Raw genomic sequence first — 18,464 nt, 5'->3', positions numbered from 1 at the left:
GACGAAGGGGGCTCCGTGGCCACGGAGCCCCCTTCGCGTTGCCCGCCGTCAGGACACGACGCGGTTGACCAGCTGGTCGCGCACCCGGGCCGGGATGTCCGGGGCGAACCGGCGCAGATAGTGGTCGATGTGCCGGTCCGCGCCGACCAGGAACGGCAGGTCGAAGACCAGCAGCCGGCGCACCGCGAGCAGCGGCACCGGCGAGCGCAGCGGCGCGAAGTCCTCGTTCCACAGCCCCGGCTCGGCGCACAGCGGATGGAACTGGCCGATCATCAGCCCCTGGGCCACGAAGTCGTCCTTCGCGTCCGCCTGCAACAGGTCCAGGTCCGCCGGGTCCGCGTGGTCCAGGTCGGGGAGCACCATCAGTACGGTGAGGAGTTCCCGCTCGTCCTCCGGGAGCTCCGCCGCCAGCCGTTCGTACCAGCTGCGCAGCGCCTCCACCGCACCGGGCAGCGCGGCCGGGGTGCTCTCGGCGGGCACGGCCAGCAGGAAGCGGCCGGCGCGCAGCGAGGGCTGGGTGTACGGGCACACCGGGCCGCTGCGCCCCAGCTCGGGATGGCTCGACACCAGGAAGGTCCGGCTCCACTCCAGCACCTCGCGCAGCGGCCCGAGCTGTCCGGCCGGCACGAGACCGCGGTCCACCTGACCCGGCGTGTAGATCTGCAGCCGGCTGTCGCCCCTCATCGCGGCTCCCGCCACAGCGGCCGGAGGCGCGGCCCGCCGTCCGGCAACACGATGTCCTCGCCGAGCCGCACGAAGCCCTGGCCCCGCGCCGACGCCTCGCCGCCGGGCGAACTGGCCTCCGCGTAGGCCGCGCAGCCCGCCGCGTCGGCCTCCCGCAGCACCTCGGCGACGAGCGCGCCGAGCAGCCCCCGGCCCCGCGCGCCGCCGCGCACCGCGCCGAACGACGCGTAGTAGTGCGGCCGGGCCGGGTGCCGGGACGCCTGGAGCTCGGCGATCAGCGCCAGCGACGCGGCCTCGCGGACACCGAGGACGTCCTCGAAGCGCCCGGCGAACTCCTCGCCCCGCGCCTCCAGTTCGGCCTGGGCGCCCGGCGGCGTCCACAGCAGCACGGCGTCCAGGTCCGGGGTGCAGGTCACCGCGTCGTACCCGAAGGACATGTCGAGGAACACCTCGAACAGGCCGGGCAGCACCCGCGCCCTGCGCTCCGGGTCCGGGGTGATCCAGCGGGTCAGCGGGTCGTCGTGGAACGCGTCCGCCAGCAGCTCCGCGAGGGGGCCGGTTTCGTCGCGTCGGGCCCGCCGCAGGGCCGGCCGGGGTGCAGTCGGCAGGGGCGGCGGCGGGAACGTGGACAGGTGGGTCACGAAGTTCTCCTCCCGTTCGATGAGGGGTGTGCCGGGCGCGGCGGTCGGACGCGCCCGGTGACGGCGAGCTCTGCCACCCGGTTGTGCAGCTGGTCCAGGTGGAGTTCGGCTTCCGGTTTGATCAGGACGCTGCGCATCACCCGGGCCGTGGCGGCGTCGGCCACCACATCGGGTCTGCGCCGCGCGAAGTCCGCCGCGTCGGTCCGCAGCACGCTGAGGAACACGGGGTCCCGTTCCGCGTGCATCCCGTCCGTGAGCAGCCGGCCGGACGCGGAGTCGACGGCGGACAGCGTCAGCGGCCGCGCCGAGGGGAAGTAGCTGACGATGTCCAGCTGGGGTGCCTGGTACGTCTCCAGCTCCTCGGACGCCTCGATGCGCTCCGCCCATCCGACGGCCGCGCGGCGGCTGCCGGCCAGGACCTCGCCGAAGCCGTCCCGGGTCAGCGGCAGCAGTTGCAGCGTCAGCCAGAGCGCGGCGGCCGCCGCCCCGGCCCGCGAGCACTCCAGGCTGATCTCGCCCAGGTGCAGTGCGGCCTCGGTGAAGTAGGTGTATGGCGAGTCGTGCGCGAGGTGGTTCCGGGCGGCGTCGTCGTTGAACAGCACCGCCCCGCACCCGTAGGGCTGGAGGCCGTGCTTGTGCGGGTCCACGACGACCGAGTCGCAGTCCGCGATGGCCCGCCAGGGGCGTACGTCGATGCCCTCGGGCCGGTCCGAGCGCCCGAGGAGCGCGTAGAACCCGCCGTAGGCGGCGTCCACGTGCACCCGTACGCCGTAACGCCGGGCCAGCGGCACCACCTCGTGCACCGGGTCGACCGCCCCCAGCCCCGTCGTCCCCGTGGTCACCACCACGGTGCCGACCCGGCCGGCCGCGAGCAGCTTCTCCAGGGCGTCCAGGTCGATGCGGCCCAGCCCGTCGGCGGGCACCCGGTGGCCCTCGACGCCGAGGACCCCGCACATGCGGGCGTGCGTGTAGTGGCATTCGGCGCTGTACGCGATGCCGCGTCCGGGATGCGTCTGGCGCGCCACGTACAGCGCCTCCAGGTTGGCCATGGTCCCGCTCGTCGTCAGATGGCCGAGGTGCGAGCCCCGGAAGCCGAACATCCCGGCGAGCAGTTCCACGCACTCGCGTTCCATCTCGGTAGTGGCCGGACCGCCCTCGGCGGCGTGGTTGTTCGGGTTGAACAGCATCGCGGTGACGTAGCCGACGACCGCCGCGGGATGGGGCGGCTTGACCATCTGGCCCGCGTAGCTCGGATGGAAGAACGGATAGTTGTCGTCCAGCCGCTTCGAGAACGCGGCGAACGCGGCGCCGAACTCCTCGTCCCCGACCAGGTGCGACGGGTGCTCCCGGTACGGGCCGAAGCGTTCTCCCCATTGTTCGGCCACGTCTACGGCACGCGGCAGCCAGTAACGAAGATCCACGGTCGGCCTTCCGGTGGGGGCAGGTGGGCAGGGGCGTGGGGCATCGGACGGCTCAGGTATACGGAGCGGAGCGCAAGCCGACCGCAACCGGTTCCCTGGCGGATCTGGGCCCGGTCTGGACGCGTTCTCCAGCGACGTTCCCTGTCATATCGCGACAAAGTGACCGACTCCGAACCCGCCCTAGCAGCCCCCGAGACGCGTACGAGCCGTCCTTGCTGCACTCGGCGCGTCCGCCGAATCAAGCAGCAGGAGTTCCGTGATGGTGACCAGACGCACTCTGATGACCGCCCTGAGCGTCACCGGCGCCGGGCTGTTCACCGGCGCGGCCTTCACCCCGCTGATGACGGCGGGCGCCGCCCCGCGCGAGGACGCCGCCGCGACCGGCCAGGCCGTCCCCGTGGGCCCCGCAGTCCAGCCGTTCCAGGTGCCGCTGCCCCTGCTGCCGGTGCTCACGCCCGCCGCGACGCGCGGCGGCGCCGACGTCTACGACATCACGATGCGCCGCACCCGCGCCGAGATCCTGCCGGGCCTGAGCACCGACGTCCTCACCTACGACGGGCACTTCCCCGGCGGCATCGTCCGAGCCCGCTCCGGTCGCCCCGTGGTGATGCGCCAGCACAACCAGCTGGGCGTGGACACCTCGGTGCACCTGCACGGCGCCTCGGTGCCCGTCGCCAGCGACGGCGACCCGATGAGCACCTTCGCCTCCGGGACGAGCCGCACCTACACGTACCCGAACCAGCAGCCGCACGCCTCGCTCTGGTACCACGACCACGCCCACCACTCGGAGTCCGAGAACTGCTACCGGGGCCTGTCGGGCAGCTATCTGCTCACCGACGACGTGGAGGAGGCGCTGCCGCTGCCGGCCGGGCGCTACGACGTCACCGTGGCGCTGCGCGACGCCCACTTCGGCGACGACGGGCAGCTGCTGTACATCCTGGACGACGCGGAGGGCCGCTCCACGATCCTCGCGAACGGCAAGCCGTACCCGTATCTGCAGGTCGCCGCCCGCAAGTACCGCTTCCGGCTGCTGAACTCGTCCAACCTGCGGTTCTTCGCGCTGCGACTGGCCGACGGCTCGTCCTTCACGCAGATCGGCTCGGACGGCGGCCTGCTGCCGCGCCCCTTCACCACCGACTCGCTGCTCCTGTCACCGGCCGAGCGGGCGGACATCGTCATCGACTTCTCCCGCTACCCGGTCGGCACCCGGCTGGTCCTGGAGAACACCCTCGGCCCCGGCGATCCGGACCGGACCGGCAAGGTCATGCGCTTCGACGTGGTGCGCAAGGCCCCCGACCCGAGCCGGGTGCCGCCCGTTCTGCGTACACTGCCGCCGCTGCCGCCGGTCACCGGGCGGCGCTCCTTCGACCTGAACGTCGCCGTCGTCGGCGGCGAACCGCAGGGCACCATCAACGGCCGCGTCTACGATCCGGCGCGCGTCGACACCGAGATCCCGTACGGCGCCAGCGAGGTCTGGACCGTCACCAACACCAACACCGACGTGCCGCACAACTTCCACATGCACCTGGTGCAGTTCCGCGTCCTGGAACGCAACGGGAAGTCGCCGACCGGGGCGGAGGCGGGGCTGAAGGACACCGTGTGCCTGCTGCCCGGCGAGACGGTCAAGCTCCAGGCGACCTTCGACTCCTACCGGGGCACCTACGTCTACCACTGCCACCTGCTCGACCACTCCGCGATGGGCATGATGGCGCGGATGCGCATCCGCTGATCCATCGCACCCGGGCACGCCCGTTCGAGTGTCGCTCGACGTTCGCTGGAGGAACGCTCGTGATCCTGTCCAGGGCGGCCTCCGCGCCCGCGGCGGGAGCAAAAGCACCTCTATCCTCGTCAACAGCGCGCCTCGGCACCCTACTTACGAACCGGACAAGAGCGAGGACGTACCGATGACACCCAATCAGTACCCGCAGCAGCAGGGCCCCACCGGCGCGCAGGCGCCGTACCAGCAGCCGTGGGGACAGCCCGCCGCGCCCGTGCCGCCGCGGGAGGACCGCCCGAACAAGGCCGCGGGCTGGCTGCACATGATCTCGGTGATCACGCTCGGGCTCATGGCCGGCCTGTTCTTCGCCTACGACGTCTCCGTCATGCCGGGCCTCGCGAAGACCGACGACCGCACCTACGTGACCGCGATGCAGCAGTTCAACGCGATGATTGACGGCAACGGCCTGTTCGCGCTCATCTTCATGGGGGCCATCGTCGCCGCCGGCCTCGCCGCGTTCCTGGAGTTCCGCCGGGGCCGTAAGACCATCGCCCTGTGGGCCGGTCTCGCCGCCGTCCTCTACCTCGTCGTCCTGATGCTCACGATGGGCGTCGAGATCCCGCTCAACAACCAGCTCGCCGACCTCGGCAACCCGGCCAAGATCCATGACTTCTCGCTGGTCGACAAGTTCAAGGGCACCTGGGAGACCGTCAACATCTTCCGTACGCTCCTCAACACGGCGGCCCTCGGCTGCGCGGCGTACGCCGCCAAGCTGCACGGCCGCGCGGAGGCGCTGCTGTCCGTCGGCCGCTGAGCCGAGGCTCCGGGGAGGGCGGGTACGGGCATGAGCCCCGTACCCGCCCTCCGCGCGTTCAGCTCCCGCCGTTCAGTACGAGGGCCCAGCACAGCAGCCCGGTGGCGGCGATGCACAGCAGCGTCCGCAGCACGTTCCCCCGCGCCCAGGCCCCTTCGAACGCCGCCCGCACCGCCTCGGGCCGGGCGATCCCGTCCACCGGGCCCGCCGCGTCCAGCGCGTTGTTCAGCGGGATGTTCAGGCGGCTGGTGACCCCCATCGACGCGATGTAGCAGACGAGCGCCGCGACGGTCGGCACCACGGCGTCCCGGTCCCCGCCGCCGAACTGCAGCCCGACCGCGAGCCCGGTGAACACCAGGGCCCCGATGTAGCCGAGCACGAACCACCCGTTGAGGATGGCCACGTTGACCCGCTGCATCACATCGATGAACGTACGGTCCCCCGTCCCGCGCAACGCCGGCATCACGGAGATGGCGAAGCCGTAGAACAGCCCGCTGATCAGCCCCGTCGTCACGGTGGCCGCGATGAGCGCGAGCGTTTGTGCGATCTCCATTGCCTGACCCTTCAGCTTCTGCCGGTACGGCGGTGCCTGCGCAAGTCAACTCTCCTCTGCGCAAAGGGAATGCAACAGGAAGGTCAAGTGCCGTGGTCCAGAGTACGGGGGCACCGGCAGCAGCGGGGCGCAATTGTGGCAGCCTGCGCGGGTGGCTCAGGGCGTCACGGCCGGAAGCGGGTCTGGCTGAACGTCTCGCCCCGGCCGAACGCGAGGACCTTCGTCGGTCGGACCGCGAACACCGGGACGACCGCGCCCGGCTCCCCGGAGGTCTCCGGCTGGGGCCCCTCCGGCCGGTGCCGGAAGCCGCCCTCGACCGCGTCGTACGGCCACCCGATCTTCGCCATCCACAGCTCCGCGAGCCGCTCCAGCGTCCCGTGCTCGGAGACGCGCAGCGCGGGCCCCTCCACGACGACGTCGAGCCCTCGCCCGTACGCGTTGTTGCCGGTCGTCAGAGCGCAGTTCGGATTACGGGTGAGGTTGCGGCCCTTCTGCTCCTCGAGCCCCGTCGAGAAGTGCAGCGCCCCGTCGAGCCACACCGCCGGCAACGGCGTCACATGCGGCCGCCCGTCCGGCCGGACCGTCGAGAGCCAGAACATCTCGGCCCCTTCGAGAACGGCCACCACCTCGCCCCACGGGGTCGCCGTGGCCCCGGCACTGCTGTAGTCGGGATGGAGCTCCGGCACGGGTTCGTTCGTCATGATTCCGCCGCCCTCGACATGGTCCTGGGAAACCTCCAGTCTGCGCGGCGACCGAGCCCAGCGGCCATACGCGGGGCCGCCCGCGGCCCGCGGTTTCCCCGGAACAGTCCAGCATGGGCCATGGATATGGAGAAGAACGACGCCGGACGGCGTACGAGCATCGAGAAGTGCTTCACGGCCTGGACGAGGGTGACCCGGAGCTGTTCTACCTGCAAAAAGGGCGCGGCCTTCGATGAAGCCCCCGGCTACGCTCCTCCCCATGCCGAACTCCCTCCCGCTGACCGCCCCCCTGCTCTCCGCCATGGGCGGCATCCCCGCGCAGGCCGAGTCCCTGGACAGCAGTCCCCGGTCGCGGGTGTGGCGGGTGCGGGCGGGGGACGGGCGGGTCGTGATCGTCAAGCAGATCACCGGCGACGGGGACGTCGCCGCCGACGCGGACGCGCGGTTCGCCCGGGAGGCCGCCGGGCTGCGGCTGGCGGGGCGCGGCTCCGTGGCCCCCGCGCTGCTCGCCACGGACCCGGGCGCGCGGGTCATGCTCCTGGAGTACGTGGACGACCTCGGCCGGACCGAGGACTGGATGCCGGGGTACGCCGACGCGCTCGCCCGGCTGCACGCCCTGACCGGGCCCGCCGACGCGGGCGCGCTCCCCGCCTGGTCGGGTCCCACGGCCGCCGACGCGGAGTCGTTCCTCGCCCTGGCCCGGGCGCTCGACGTGCCCGTACCGGCCGCCGTCCCGGACGAACTCGCCGGGCTCCTGGCACGGCTCGACCCCACCGGGCACCACGCCCTGCTGCACGGCGACCCCTGCCCCGGCAACGACCTGCGCACCCCGGACGGCGTCCGCTTCGTGGACTTCGAGCGGGCCGCACTCGGCAACGGCCTGGTCGAGCTCGCGTACTTCCGCATCGGCTTCCCCACCTGTTGGTGCGCCATGTCGGTCACCGCCGCGCCGCTCACGGAGGTCGAGGCCGTCTACCGGTCCACTTGGCGCGACCTCACTGGGAAGGACGTGCCGGGCGACCTCGCCGACGCGTGCGCGGGCTGGCTGATCCAGGGCGACGCGCTGGTCGAACGGGCGCACCGGGGCACGGCCGACCAGCTCGCCCGGGTGCCCACCGAGGACTTCGAGTGGGGATACGTCTCCGCCCGCGAACGCCTCGTGCACCGCCTGGGCGTCGTCGCCGACCTGACCCGCGACCACGACCACCTGCACGCCCTCGGCCGCCTCGCCTCCACCCTGGCCACCCGCCTGCTGGACCGCTGGCCGACCCTGCGCCCGCTGCCCACGCCGGACCAGCGGCCCTGGTACTGAACGGGCTGTCACCCGTACGGGTCGATTCCGCTCGCGCGGGGTCCGGGTAAGGAGGGCCCGTCCACCCCCGAGCAGCCTCCCGGAGGCACCCGTGCCCGAAATGAACGATCCCTACCGGCCCGGCACCCCCTGCTGGATCGACCTGATGGTCCCCGACCAGCAGGCGGCCATCGACTTCTACTGCGACCTCTTCGGCTGGCAGGGCGAGGTGGGCCCGCCGGAGCAGGGCGGCTACTCCGTCTGCACGCTCAAGGGCAAGCCCGTCGCCGGGATCATGAAGGCGATGAACCCGGACGGCTCGGTGCCGGACCCGATGCCGCCGACGGCGTGGACGACGTATCTGTCGACCGACGCCATCGACGCCACGCTCACGTCCGTCACCGACGCGGGCGGCGCGGTCGTCGTCCCCCCGATGGACGTCATGGACCTCGGCCGCATGGCCGTGATCGCCGACCCGGCGGGCGCGGTCTTCGGCCTGTGGCAGCCCGGCACCTTCGGCGGTGCGGGCATCGTCAACGAGCACGGCGCGCTGATCTGGAGCGAGCTGACCACCCCGGACCCGGAGGCGGCGTCCGCGTTCTACTCCGCCGCCCTGCCGGTGACGGCGACCCCCTCCGCAATGGAGGGCGCCGACGGCTACGTCGAGTTCCAGGTCGACGGGAGGGCGGTGGGCGGCATGATGGACATGAGCAAGGTGCCGCCGGGCGTCCCGCCGCACTGGCAGCCGTACTTCGCCGTGGACAGCGTGGACGACATCCAGGCGGCCGCCGTCCGCGCGGGCGCCACGGTCCTGGCCCCCGCCTTCGACATGGTCGCCGGCCGCATGGCGGTCCTGGCCGACCCCCAGGGCGGGCCGTTCTCGGTCATCTCGCCGAAGGCGTCGTAGGGCCCGGCACGGGCGCGGGGAGGACGCCGCCTCCCGCGCCCGACGCCGCGTGCGTACACGCGTGCGAAGATCGGGACATGAAGGACCTGGGCCCGACCGACCTGCGCTTCCGCCTCGCCGACGGCGACGACCTCGCCCCGCTCGTACGGCTGCGCGACGACGCGGCCCGTTGGATGCTCGCCCAGGGCGTCACCGGCCAATGGCAGCCTGGCGAACTCGGCGAGGACCACTTCCGCCGGATCATGGAGACCGGCGAGGTGTGGCTCGCGGAGTCCGGGGGCCGGGCCGTCGGCGCCTGGGAGCTGTGGTGGCAGGACGAGGACGCCTGGGGCCCGCAGTCGGCACCGGCCGGTTACGTGCACCGGCTGATGGTGGACCGCGGCGGCGTCCCGCCCGGCACGGGACGCCGGCTCCTGCGCGCCGCCGAACGCCGCGTGGCCGAGGCGGGCCGGACGCTGGTGCGCCTGGACTGCCTGGCGGGCAACGAGCCCCTGACCGCGTACTACCTCGGCGCCGGCTATCGCGTGGTCGGCCGCAAGGAGGGCAAGCCGCAGCCGGGCGGTGCGCCGAAGTCGTTCACGCTCCTGGAAAAGGCGCTGACCGACTGACGGGAGCCGATGCGGTCAGCTCTCCACCACCTCCGTGTTCTGACCGGCGGTCAGCAGCCACCGTCCGTCGTCGTCCCGGCTCATCACGTACAGAGGAGCGCCCTCGCTCTCCTCGTCCGGCGCCAGGTAGCGCTGCCGGATCTTGACCGCCGCGACGTCCGGGCGGATGAAGAGGACGTGCGCCACCTCGTAGGTGACCTGCCCGGACCAGTCGGCGGCGGGCAGCACGGTCCGGGTGAACGCGGAGATCGCGTCGAGGCCGATGAGGACCTTGCCGTGGGCGGTCGTCCAGACCGCGTCGGGCCGGAAGAGGGCCAGGAACGCGTCGGGGTCCTTGCGCTGCTGGGAGCGCTCGACGGTGGCGACGACCGCGCGGATCGCTTCGAGGTCGGCGGCGTGTGTGCGTGTTCCGGTTTCGGTATCCATGCCGGGAATCCTGCAACCTCAAGTCCACTTGAGATCAAGCCCGGTCGAGATCAAGTCTGCTTGGGATCAGGTCCGATTGAGGTCGAGGGCCGTCCGGGGTGCCCGCTCCCGCCGGGGGAGCAGGAACGGGGTGCCCAGGATGAGCACCCCCGCCACCGCGAGGCCCGTGCGCGGCCCGGTGGCGTCGGCGAGCAGCCCGGCGAGCGCGGTGAGCACGGCGATGGACGCCTGCTGCCCGATCGACCAGGCGGTGAGCATCCGGGCGACGAGGTGCTGGGGCGTGTGTTCCAGCCGGTACGTGGAGAGCACCGGCCCGTACAGGCTCATGTTGACGATGATGGCCAGCTCGACCGCCATCACCGTGACGAGCCCGACGACACCTGGCCGTACGAACACGAGCCCGATCAGCCACACCGCGCGCAGGGTGCCCACGGTCCGGAAGACCCGGTCGCGGCCGTAGCGGGCGACGACCCGGCGGGCCAGCCGCGAGCCGATGAGCCCGCCGAGACACGGAGCGGCGAAGGCGAGCCCGTACTGCCAGGGCGGAAACCCGAGCCGGCGCAGCAGGAGCACGGCCAGCAGCGGTTCGGTGGCCATGATGAGGCCGCCGACGAGGACTTGGTTGAGGTAGAGCGCGCGCAGCACGGGGTGGCCGAAGATGTGCCGCCACCCGGCGAGCAGTGCGCCTGCCCGCAGCGGAGTCCTGTCCGTCGTCCCCGGCGCCTCCTCCCGGCCCCGGATCGCCGTGATGCCGAGCGCGGAGAGCAGATAGCTGAGCGCGTCGGCCACCACCGTGGTGACCGGCCCGAAGACCCCGATCGCCGCACCGCCGAGGGGCGGGCCGACCGCGATGGAGCTCCAGTTCGTGGACTCGAACCGCGCGTTGGCGACGAGCAGGTCCTCCCGGCGGACGAGCGCCTTCAGATACGCGCCGCTCGCCGCGCCGAACGCGATCTTCGCCGCGGCGATCACCGCCGACACCACCAGCAGCTGGACGAACCCGAGCAGCCCGAAGGCGTACGCGACCGGGATCGACGCCATGGCCGCGAACCGGACGAGGTCCATCCCGATCATGACGGGCCGCTTGCGCCGGAACTCCACCCACGGCGCGAGCGGCATCGCGATCAGCGCCCCCACGGCGGGCCCGACCGCCGACAGTGCGGACACCTGGGCGGGCCCGGCGTCCAGCACGAGCACGGCGAGCAGCGGCAGCGCTCCGAACCCGAGCCCCGACCCGTACGCGCTCACGGCGTACGCGGCCCACAGCCAGCCGAACGGCCGGCCCAGCGCTTTCCTGCCCACCCACACCTCACCCGGACAACCGAAGAGTGACGGGCGAGAGCTAACCGCGTACGAGAACCCCAGGTCAAACAACCAGTGACCGGTTGGTGCACAACCGCAGGTTGTGCACCAACCGCATCGGTGGCGGCCTTCCCTTAGCGGTCCAGCACCGCCTGGAGCTCCGTGACCCACTGCGAGCGGTCGTCCGGCGGGCAGGACAGCGAGACCTCACGGACGTAGCCCACCTGGCGGCGGTCGTTGTCCTCGATCCAGCGGACCAACAGCTGCTCGGTGGCCAGCATCTCGCCCTCCATCGGTCCGCGGTGCACGATCGTGGCCGCCTCGGCCACTCCCGGCAGGTGGACGACGGCGAACTCCTGGTCCCGGGGCACCGCGTCCGGGTCGACGGGCAGGGCGGCGTGCACCGTGATCGCGCCGCCGCCCTCGGGGGCGTCCTCGTAATAGGCGACACACGGACCGGCCGGCCGCACCGATGCGGCGTCCGTCAGCCGGCACAGCCGGTCGAAGAGCGGACCGATCACGGGCCCGATGTGCGCGGGCTCCCAGCTCTGGGCGGTCGCCGACAGCTCCGCCACCCACTGGCCGGGCAGGCTCTTGATCACCACGTCGTTCACGGGCATACGTCCCTCACTCTCGATCGTCCGGAGCCTCGCCTCCACCTGGCCCAGCCGTGCCTGCGCGGCCGCCCTCTCCGTCTCCAGCTCCGCCCGGCGCAGGCGGAGCATGCCGCGCAGCTCATCGGCGTTCACCTGCTCGTCGACGATGGTGCCGACCTGTTCCAGGGTGAAGCCGAGCTCCTTGAGCGCGACGATGCGATTGAGGCGGGCGAGCTGGCCGGCACCGTAATAGCGGTAGCCGCTGGCCGGGTCGGTGCGCTGCGGGTGCAGCAGGCCGAGGGCGTCGTAGTGCCGCAGCATGCGGATCGACACCTGGCCGTATCTGGCGAATTCTCCGATGGTCAACATCACGACTCCAGTGCAGGGCCTCACACGATGTCAGGGTCAAGCTCCTGATCAGTACGCTCTCTCCTTGTGGACCTCCAAGCAGTACGCACCTTCGTCGCCGTCACGGAAGCGGGCGGGTTCCAGAAGGCCGCGGCGGACCTGTCGGTCACCCAGCAGGCCGTCTCGAAGCGGATCGCCGCGCTGGAGGCGGCCCTCGGCGTCCGGCTGTTCACCCGCGCCCCGCGTGGCGCCGAGCTCACCATCGACGGCCGGGCGTTCCTGCCCCACGCACGCGAACTGCTGCGCGCGGCCGAGCGCGCGAGCGCGTCCGTACGCCCCGGCAGCCGGCCGCTCCGCGTCGACGTGATCGCGTCCCGCACCGCGCAGTCGGGCCTGATGCGCGCCTTCCACGGCGCGCACCCCGGGATCGCCCTCGACGTGATGATGCTGGTCAGCATGGACACGGCCGTCGCCGCGCTCCGCTCCGGCGAACTCGACGCGACGTTCCGCGCGGTGACCGCCCCCGGCCGCCCCCTGCCCGACGACATCGAGTCCGTCCGCGTCCTGGACGAACCCCTCCAGCTCCTCACCGGCCCCGCCCACCCCCTGGCCGACGCCCCCTCGGTGACCCTCGCCGACCTGGTCGGCCACCGCATCTGGATGCCGGGCATCGCCCCCGGCACGGAGTGGGGCGCCTACTACGCCGACCTGGTCGCGGAATTCGCCCTCACCATCGAGGCGACGGGCCCGAACTTCGGCTCGGACGTCCTGCTCGACACCATCGCGGACACCCCGTCCCTGGCCACGTTCATGGGCGCACACTCCCGCCTCATCTGGCCCGACACCCACGACCTACGCCGCATCCCCCTCACCGACCCGACCCCGGTCTACCCCCACTCCCTCCTCTGGCACCGCGACAACCCGCACCCGGGGCTGGGGGCGCTGCGGACGTACCTGGGGGCGGCGGGGGAGTACGGGGCGGCGGGGAGTTGGGTGCCGGGGTGGGTGGACCCTTGCTGAAGGGGCTCGCGTAGCAAAGGGCCCTGTGAGTGGGAGCGACCGCCACCCTGGAGAGGGTGGTGGATGCTCCGTAGGGTGAGGTGGATGACCGATGCATCTACTCCGGGGATCCCGGACCGGTGGGGCCCCGGCCGGTATCTGTGGTGGCTGATCGTCTGTCAGCGCGGCCGATGCGCGGCCGGTGCGGCCCTGGGCAGCGCGTGGATGGTCGGTCTGACACTGCCTCCCCTTGTGATCTCCCACGCGGTCGATGACGGGCTGGAGCCGGGACACACGGGTGAGTTGGCCGGTTGGTGCGCGGTGCTGCTGGGGGTGGGGGTGGTGAACGCCTGGCTGGCCATCATGCGGCACCGCACCATGACCCGGGTCCGGTTGGACGCCGTCTTTCGTACGGTGCAGGTCGTGGTGGCGCATGCGACGCGGCTGGGGGCCGCTCTGCCCCGCCGGATGGAGGCCGGAGAGGTGGTCACGATCGGGTTCGGTGACGCCGCGGTGATGGCGAACACGCTGACCATCACCGGGCCCGGGGTCGGCGCTGTGGTTGCTTACGCCGTCGTTGCGGCGTTCCTGTCCTCCGTCTCCTGGTTGCTCGCCGTGGTCGTGCTGCTGGGCGTCCCCCTGTTCGTGCTGCTCGTCGGGCCGTTGCTGAGCCGGTTGCAGGGGGTGCAGATGGCCTACCGGGAGCAGCAGGGTGGGCTCGCGGCCCGATTCGGGGACATCGTCGGGGGTCTGCGGGTCCTGGATGGCTTCGGTGGCAAGCAGGTGTACGCCGAGCGCTACCGTCGCGATTCGCAGGCGCTGAAAGCGCAGGGCTATCGGGTCGCGGCGGTGACCAGCTGGATCGGCGCCCTCGGCGTCGGGCTGCCGATGCTGTTCCTCGCCGTGGTCACCTGGCTCGCTGCCCGGATGGCTGTTCAAGGTGTTATCAGCGTCGGAGAGTTGGTGGCCGTCTACGGGTATGTCGTGGTTCTCGTGGTGCCGGTGTCGTTCTTCGTCGAGGGCGGCTACGACCTCAGCCGCGGACTGGTCGCCGCGCGGCGTCTGCTGCGATTCCTTGCCCTGGAGCCCGATGTCGCCGACCCCACGGCGGGCGAAGACGCACCCGGGCCGCCGTCCGTACTGCGTGATCCGGCCTCCGGCGTCGAGGTGGCGCCCGGGAAGCTGACCGCGCTGGTCGGCGCCCGGCCGTCGCAGGCCGCGGCCGTGATCGACCGCCTCGGCCGGTTCACCGGCACCGCGGCGACCTGGGGCGCGGTACGGCTCGACGCCATCGCCCTCGAACAGGTCCGCGACCGCATCCTGGTCGCTGACAGCGAGGCCGAACTGTTCGCCGGCCCGCTGCGCGAGGTGGTCGAGGGGCGTCGGGAACGGAGCGAGGAAGCTCTCGCCCGGGCCCTCCGCGCGGCCATGGCGGACGACATCCTGCTGGGCTCGCGCGACGGGCTCGACTCGCCCGTCGATGCGCAGGGCCGCAACCTCTCCGGCGGCCAGCGGCAGCGCATCCGCCTGGTGCGGGCGCTGCTGGCCGATCCCGAGGTACTGCTGGCGATCGAGCCCACCTCGGCGCTGGACGCGCACACCGAAGCCGCCGTGGCGGCCCGGCTGCGTGCTGTGCGCGAGGGCCGCACCACCGTGGTCGCCAGTACCTCACCGCTCCTGCTGGACCAGGCGGACGTCGTGTACTTCCTTGTCGACGGCGAGGTGGCCGCTGCCGGAAGCCACCAGGAGCTCCTTCGGGACCTGCCCGGCTACCGCAGGCTGGTCTCGCGCGGCGCGGAAGGCGAGACGGACCCGGACGGCCCTGGTCAACCGACCCCACAGGCCGTCCGATGACCGCCCGCTCGCAGTCGACGGCCGGGCAGCTGCCCGTTGCCGAGCCGTCGCAGCTACGCCGTGCGGCGCTTGAGCTGATCGCACTCGACGCACGCGCCTTCACCGGTCTGATCGCCCTCAACGCGCTGGCGGTCGGCGCCGGTCTCGCCGGCCCGTGGCTGCTCGGCCGGATCATCGACACGATCGAGGCGGGCGGTGGTGCGAAGGCCGTGGACCGGTTCGCGCTCGCCATCGTCGTGTGCGCGGTGGCCCAGTTGGTGCTTACGCGGTACGCCCGGCTGGTGGGAGACCGTTTCGGCGAGCGGACTTCGGCGCGGGTGCGAGAGCGGTTCGTGGAACGCGTGCTCGCGCTGCCGGCATCCGTCGTGGAGCGTGCGGGAACGGGCGATGTGACCACCCGCGGCAGTACCGATGTCGCTTCCGTCGCCGTCGCCCTGCGCGACATCGGGCCGGACGTGCTCATCGCCGCAGTGCAGACGCTGTTCATCCTCGGCGCGGTCTTCGCCCTTGCCCCGCTGCTCGGCGCCTGTGCGGTGGTGGGGCTGAGCGGCATCTACTTCGCCGGTCGCTGGTACCTGCGCCGGGCGCGCCGCGCATACCTCGCCGAGGGCGCCGCCAATTCGGTGCTCGCGGAGCTCGTGGCGACCACGGCCTCCGGTGCGCGCACCATCGAGGCGTACGGACTGCGCCGGCGACGCATCACCGCATGCCGGGAGGCTATCGAGAGGTGCCGGCAGACCCGGATGCGGACACTGTTCCTGCGCAGCGTGCTCCTCCCGTCCGTGGACGTCTCCTACGTCTTTCCGGTGGTCGGCGTGCTGCTCATCGGTGGCGTACTGCATGGCCACGGCGCCATGAGCCTGGGCGCGGTGGTCGCCTCCGCGATGTATCTGCGGCAACTGTCCGCCCCGCTGGACACGATCCTGCAGCGTCTGGAGCAGTTGCAGAGCAGCAGCGCCTCCTTCGCCCGGGTCGAGGGGCTGGGGCAGGTACCCCAGGCGCCTTCGGGAACCTCCCGCGCCCCCGCCGATGACCGCATAGAGCTGACCGGCGTGTGCTATGCCTACGACGGCGGGGGCGATGTGCTCCACGGCATCGACCTGACCGTGAAGGAGGGCGAACGGCTGGCGATCGTCGGCCCTTCCGGCGCCGGCAAGTCCACCCTGAGCAGGATGCTCGCGGGAATCGACGCGCCCCGCACCGGAACGGTGACGGTCGGCGGCGTCCCGATCCGCGACCTCGGCCCCGACCTGCTGCGCCGGCAGATCGTCCTGATCACCCAGGAACACCACGTCTTCCTCGGCACGGTCCGGGACAATCTGCTGATTGCGGCCCAGTCCGCCACTGACACCGAACTGCGCGCCGCCCTGGCGGCCGTCGAAGCCGAGTGGGCCGAAGAACTCCCGGACGGCCTGGACACCGAGCTGGGTGCCGCAGGACATCGGCTCGACGGCTCGCAAGCACAGCAACTCGCCCTGGCACGTGTGGTCCTGGCCGACCCGCACACGCTGATACTCGACGAGGCCACCGCACTCCTCGATCCGCGCACCGCACGCCACACCGAACGCGCGCTGGCCGCCGTACTGAAAGGACGCACCGTCATCGCCCACCGCCTGCATACCGCCCATGACGCCGACCGGGTCGCCGTGATGCAAGACGGCCGCATCACTGAACTCGGTACCCACGACGACCTCGTGACCTCCGACGGTGCCTACGCCGCGCTGTGGCGGTCCTGGCACGGCGAGGGGCCGTCGTAGGGCGCTGCTTACGAGTCGGCCGCAGCGGGCTCGCTGATGACACCCAGCTCGATCAGCGCTTCGACGGACGCCGTGATCGTGTCCTCGACGGTCCGGGGCTCCCAGCCCAGTACGGAGCGAGCCTTGTGGTTGCTGATGACGGGGATGCGGCCTGCCAGCGCTGCGGCCTCTCGCAGGGCGGGTTCGGTCTTCGCCGCTTCGGTCACCTCCGCCAAGGTGAGTTCGCGGGCCGGCAGGCGGTCCGCGTAGGCGGGGAAGTGCCGGCGCAGAATCTGCGCCATCCGGAACAGGCTGGAAGGTCCGCCGGCGACGAGGAATCGTTCCCCCGCCGCCTTGGGGTGCACCATCGCGCGCAGATGTGCGTCGACCACGTCACGTACGTCGACAACGTCGAAGTGCATGACGGGCACCACGGGCATGTTGCCGTTGAGCATGGCCCTGATCAGGCCGACCGAGCCCGAGGGCCGGTCCACCAGCAGGGGGCCGAAGATGCCCGTGGGGTTCACCACGGTCAGCTCGATGTCGCCGTGGCAGCGGACGTAGTCCCACGCTGCCCGCTCCGCCAGGACCTTCGACTTGTGGTAGGCGGGCAGACCCGGGGTGTCCGGGTCGGTCCAGTTCTCCTCCGAGTAGTGGTCGTCGGTCGTCCGCGTGTACCCGACGGCGGCGAACGAGGAGGTCATGACCACCCGCCGGACTCCTGCCACCCGCGCTGCCGCGAGGACGCGCAGGGCGCCGTCCCGGGCGGGGAGGACGACCTCGTCCTCGGTGGCGGGCCCAGCGACCGGGAACGGCGAGGCGTGGTGGACGACGTGGGTCACCCCGTCCATGGCGCCCGCCCAGCAGTCATCGCTCGTGAGGTCCGTGAAGGCGTATTCCACGCGATCCGCGGACTCCACCCCGGCGCGGCGCAGTGCGGCCCGCGACTGGGCCTCCTGCTCGGCACCCCGGACCGTGACGCGCACCCGGTGACCGTCATGCAGGAGGCGGGCGGTCGTGTGGCCGGCGAGAAAGCCACTGCCACCCGTCACCAGGACCATCGCGGATTCGGGCACGGAAGAGACGTCTGCGTTGATCATCGTGTGCAACAACTTTCAGCTGAAGAAGTGTTCCAGTAGTCGCGTGGTGTCCTTGACCGCGCGCTCCTCCGCAGGGCCGTCCCGGCGGACCCGGGCATCCCACAAGTCGGCCTTGCTCCGCAGGTAGGCCAGCCGCAGCTTGCGCTGCTCGATGTCGTCGGCCAGCCGCTCCGCCTGCGAGGCGAACAGATCTCGCAGCTCGACCGCCGCGTCCTCCCCACGGGCGAGCAGGTCCAGGTAACGGCGCATCCCGCTGACCGTCACCCCTGCGGAACGCAGGCAGGACAGAGCCTCGATCCGGGCCGCGGTCTCCGGCCCGTACCGGCGGTGTCCGCTGGAGTCGTCCCGGGCGACCGGTCCCAGCAGGCCGACCTTCTCGTAGTAGCGCAATGCCGACTCGCTGAAACCTGACCGCCGGGCCATCTCCTGAATGGTGAGATCGATGGGCCGCTGTCCGGTTGCTCCCTGCATACGAGCACCCTCCGATACTTGAAGCGCTTGAAGTCAAGCCCCAGGATCGGCACCACAGGGATACGGCCCGCACCTGACACGCCCCAGGGGCGGCGGCGTCACTTTCCGCGCGCCGGATTCCGCGCCGATGTCCGCCTGCTCCACCCGGGTTCCCGCCGGTGGAGCGGGTGGCACCTACAACACCGCCGACCACCCGCCGCGCCTCAGTGTCGTCACGCCCCCCGGGGTGACGGTGCCCCCCGCCCCGTACACCGGCAGCTCACCCTCCTCGATCCACCGGGCGGGTGGTGGCGCG

General features: G+C 71.9%; 18 protein-coding genes. 8 read left to right on the top strand and 10 right to left on the bottom strand.

The window, feature by feature from the left end; translation table 11 throughout:
* Positions 1 to 48 precede the first annotated feature (48 nt).
* From AMK18_RS33280 to AMK18_RS33270, 3 genes are read right to left on the bottom strand one after another with little or no spacing between them, the layout of a single operon-like run.
* Positions 49 to 684: a DUF6875 domain-containing protein gene (locus AMK18_RS33280; RefSeq protein WP_018105932.1), complete on the bottom strand. Its 636-nt coding sequence runs from the start codon at positions 682 to 684 to the stop codon at positions 49 to 51.
* The gene (locus AMK18_RS33275) at positions 681 to 1,325 is read right to left on the bottom strand and encodes a hypothetical protein (RefSeq protein ID WP_018105931.1); all 645 of its coding nucleotides are present in this window, start codon (positions 1,323 to 1,325) and stop codon (positions 681 to 683) included. Before AMK18_RS33275 ends, AMK18_RS33280 begins: the two co-directional genes overlap by 4 nt.
* Entirely contained in the window at positions 1,322 to 2,746 is a 1,425-nt protein-coding gene (locus AMK18_RS33270) for a pyridoxal phosphate-dependent decarboxylase family protein (protein WP_198957125.1), read from the bottom strand. The genes AMK18_RS33275 and AMK18_RS33270 overlap by 4 nt, the downstream gene beginning before the upstream one ends.
* A 259-nt stretch (positions 2,747 to 3,005) precedes the next feature.
* On the opposite strand from AMK18_RS33270, the gene AMK18_RS33265 reads away from it, so the two are divergent.
* On the top strand, positions 3,006 to 4,475 hold the full coding sequence (locus tag AMK18_RS33265; RefSeq protein WP_073865765.1) for a multicopper oxidase family protein: 1,470 nt from the start codon (positions 3,006 to 3,008) through the stop codon (positions 4,473 to 4,475).
* A 175-nt stretch (positions 4,476 to 4,650) separates the two neighbouring features.
* A complete protein-coding gene (locus tag AMK18_RS33260; protein WP_018105928.1) occupies positions 4,651 to 5,277 on the top strand; it encodes an anthrone oxygenase family protein in 627 nt (208 codons plus the stop codon).
* Positions 5,278 to 5,335: 58 nt separating this feature from the next.
* Here AMK18_RS33260 and AMK18_RS33255 read toward each other — a convergent pair whose 3' ends face one another.
* Together AMK18_RS33255 and AMK18_RS33250 are read right to left on the bottom strand one after the other, a co-directional pair.
* Positions 5,336 to 5,830, bottom strand: coding sequence for an anthrone oxygenase family protein (locus AMK18_RS33255; protein ID WP_018105927.1), 495 nt, complete (start codon positions 5,828 to 5,830; stop codon positions 5,336 to 5,338).
* 164 nt (positions 5,831 to 5,994) lie between these two features.
* Positions 5,995 to 6,531 carry a pyridoxamine 5'-phosphate oxidase family protein gene (locus AMK18_RS33250; protein WP_073865764.1) on the bottom strand — a complete coding sequence of 179 codons (537 nt, stop codon included), beginning with the start codon at positions 6,529 to 6,531 and terminating at the stop codon, positions 5,995 to 5,997.
* A gap of 259 nt (positions 6,532 to 6,790) precedes the next feature.
* On the opposite strand from AMK18_RS33250, the gene AMK18_RS33245 reads away from it, so the two are divergent.
* The 3 genes from AMK18_RS33245 (at position 6,791) to AMK18_RS33235 (ending at position 9,337) form a co-directional block, all read left to right on the top strand.
* Positions 6,791 to 7,843, top strand: coding sequence for a phosphotransferase family protein (locus tag AMK18_RS33245; protein WP_073865763.1), 1,053 nt, complete (start codon positions 6,791 to 6,793; stop codon positions 7,841 to 7,843).
* Positions 7,844 to 7,943: 100 nt separating this feature from the next.
* Positions 7,944 to 8,729, top strand: coding sequence for a VOC family protein (locus AMK18_RS33240; RefSeq protein WP_073865762.1), 786 nt, complete (start codon positions 7,944 to 7,946; stop codon positions 8,727 to 8,729).
* 77 nt (positions 8,730 to 8,806) lie between these two features.
* Positions 8,807 to 9,337 carry a GNAT family N-acetyltransferase gene (locus tag AMK18_RS33235; protein WP_073865761.1) on the top strand — a complete coding sequence of 177 codons (531 nt, stop codon included), beginning with the start codon at positions 8,807 to 8,809 and terminating at the stop codon, positions 9,335 to 9,337.
* A 15-nt stretch (positions 9,338 to 9,352) separates the two neighbouring features.
* Here AMK18_RS33235 and AMK18_RS33230 read toward each other — a convergent pair whose 3' ends face one another.
* From AMK18_RS33230 to AMK18_RS33220, 3 genes are all read right to left on the bottom strand, one after another.
* A complete protein-coding gene (locus AMK18_RS33230; RefSeq protein ID WP_073865760.1) occupies positions 9,353 to 9,763 on the bottom strand; it encodes an SgcJ/EcaC family oxidoreductase in 411 nt (136 codons plus the stop codon).
* A 66-nt stretch (positions 9,764 to 9,829) separates the two neighbouring features.
* Positions 9,830 to 11,065 (bottom strand): MFS transporter, encoded by a 1,236-nt coding sequence (locus AMK18_RS33225; protein WP_073865759.1) that lies wholly within the window; start codon positions 11,063 to 11,065, stop codon positions 9,830 to 9,832.
* Positions 11,066 to 11,199: 134 nt separating this feature from the next.
* Complete coding sequence (locus AMK18_RS33220) at positions 11,200 to 12,030, bottom strand: MerR family transcriptional regulator (protein ID WP_018105919.1); 831 nt, start codon at positions 12,028 to 12,030, stop codon at positions 11,200 to 11,202.
* Between the two features lie 66 nt (positions 12,031 to 12,096).
* Here AMK18_RS33220 and AMK18_RS33215 point away from each other — a divergent pair, with 66 nt between their 5' ends.
* The 3 genes from AMK18_RS33215 (at position 12,097) to AMK18_RS33205 (ending at position 16,619) form a co-directional block, all read left to right on the top strand.
* Entirely contained in the window at positions 12,097 to 13,029 is a 933-nt protein-coding gene (locus AMK18_RS33215) for a LysR family transcriptional regulator (RefSeq protein WP_073865758.1), read from the top strand.
* Positions 13,030 to 13,113: 84 nt separating this feature from the next.
* Positions 13,114 to 14,862, top strand: coding sequence for an ABC transporter transmembrane domain-containing protein (locus AMK18_RS33210; protein ID WP_073865827.1), 1,749 nt, complete (start codon positions 13,114 to 13,116; stop codon positions 14,860 to 14,862).
* The gene (locus tag AMK18_RS33205) at positions 14,859 to 16,619 is read left to right on the top strand and encodes an ABC transporter ATP-binding protein (RefSeq protein ID WP_073865757.1); all 1,761 of its coding nucleotides are present in this window, start codon (positions 14,859 to 14,861) and stop codon (positions 16,617 to 16,619) included. Before AMK18_RS33210 ends, AMK18_RS33205 begins: the two co-directional genes overlap by 4 nt.
* Positions 16,620 to 16,627: 8 nt before the next feature.
* Here the strand turns inward: AMK18_RS33205 and AMK18_RS33200 are convergent, their stop codons facing one another.
* Both AMK18_RS33200 and AMK18_RS33195 read right to left on the bottom strand, forming a co-directional pair.
* Positions 16,628 to 17,698 (bottom strand): SDR family oxidoreductase, encoded by a 1,071-nt coding sequence (locus AMK18_RS33200; protein ID WP_073865756.1) that lies wholly within the window; start codon positions 17,696 to 17,698, stop codon positions 16,628 to 16,630.
* Positions 17,699 to 17,713: 15 nt separating this feature from the next.
* Complete coding sequence (locus AMK18_RS33195) at positions 17,714 to 18,169, bottom strand: MerR family transcriptional regulator (protein WP_073865755.1); 456 nt, start codon at positions 18,167 to 18,169, stop codon at positions 17,714 to 17,716.
* Positions 18,170 to 18,464: the final 295 nt, after the last annotated feature.

Source organism: Streptomyces sp. CB01249 (assembly GCF_001905735.1).
GTDB lineage: Bacteria > Actinomycetota > Actinomycetes > Streptomycetales > Streptomycetaceae > Streptomyces.
The sequence above is the reverse complement of the archived record's forward strand: the minus strand, read 5'-3'. Positions and strand labels throughout refer to the sequence as shown.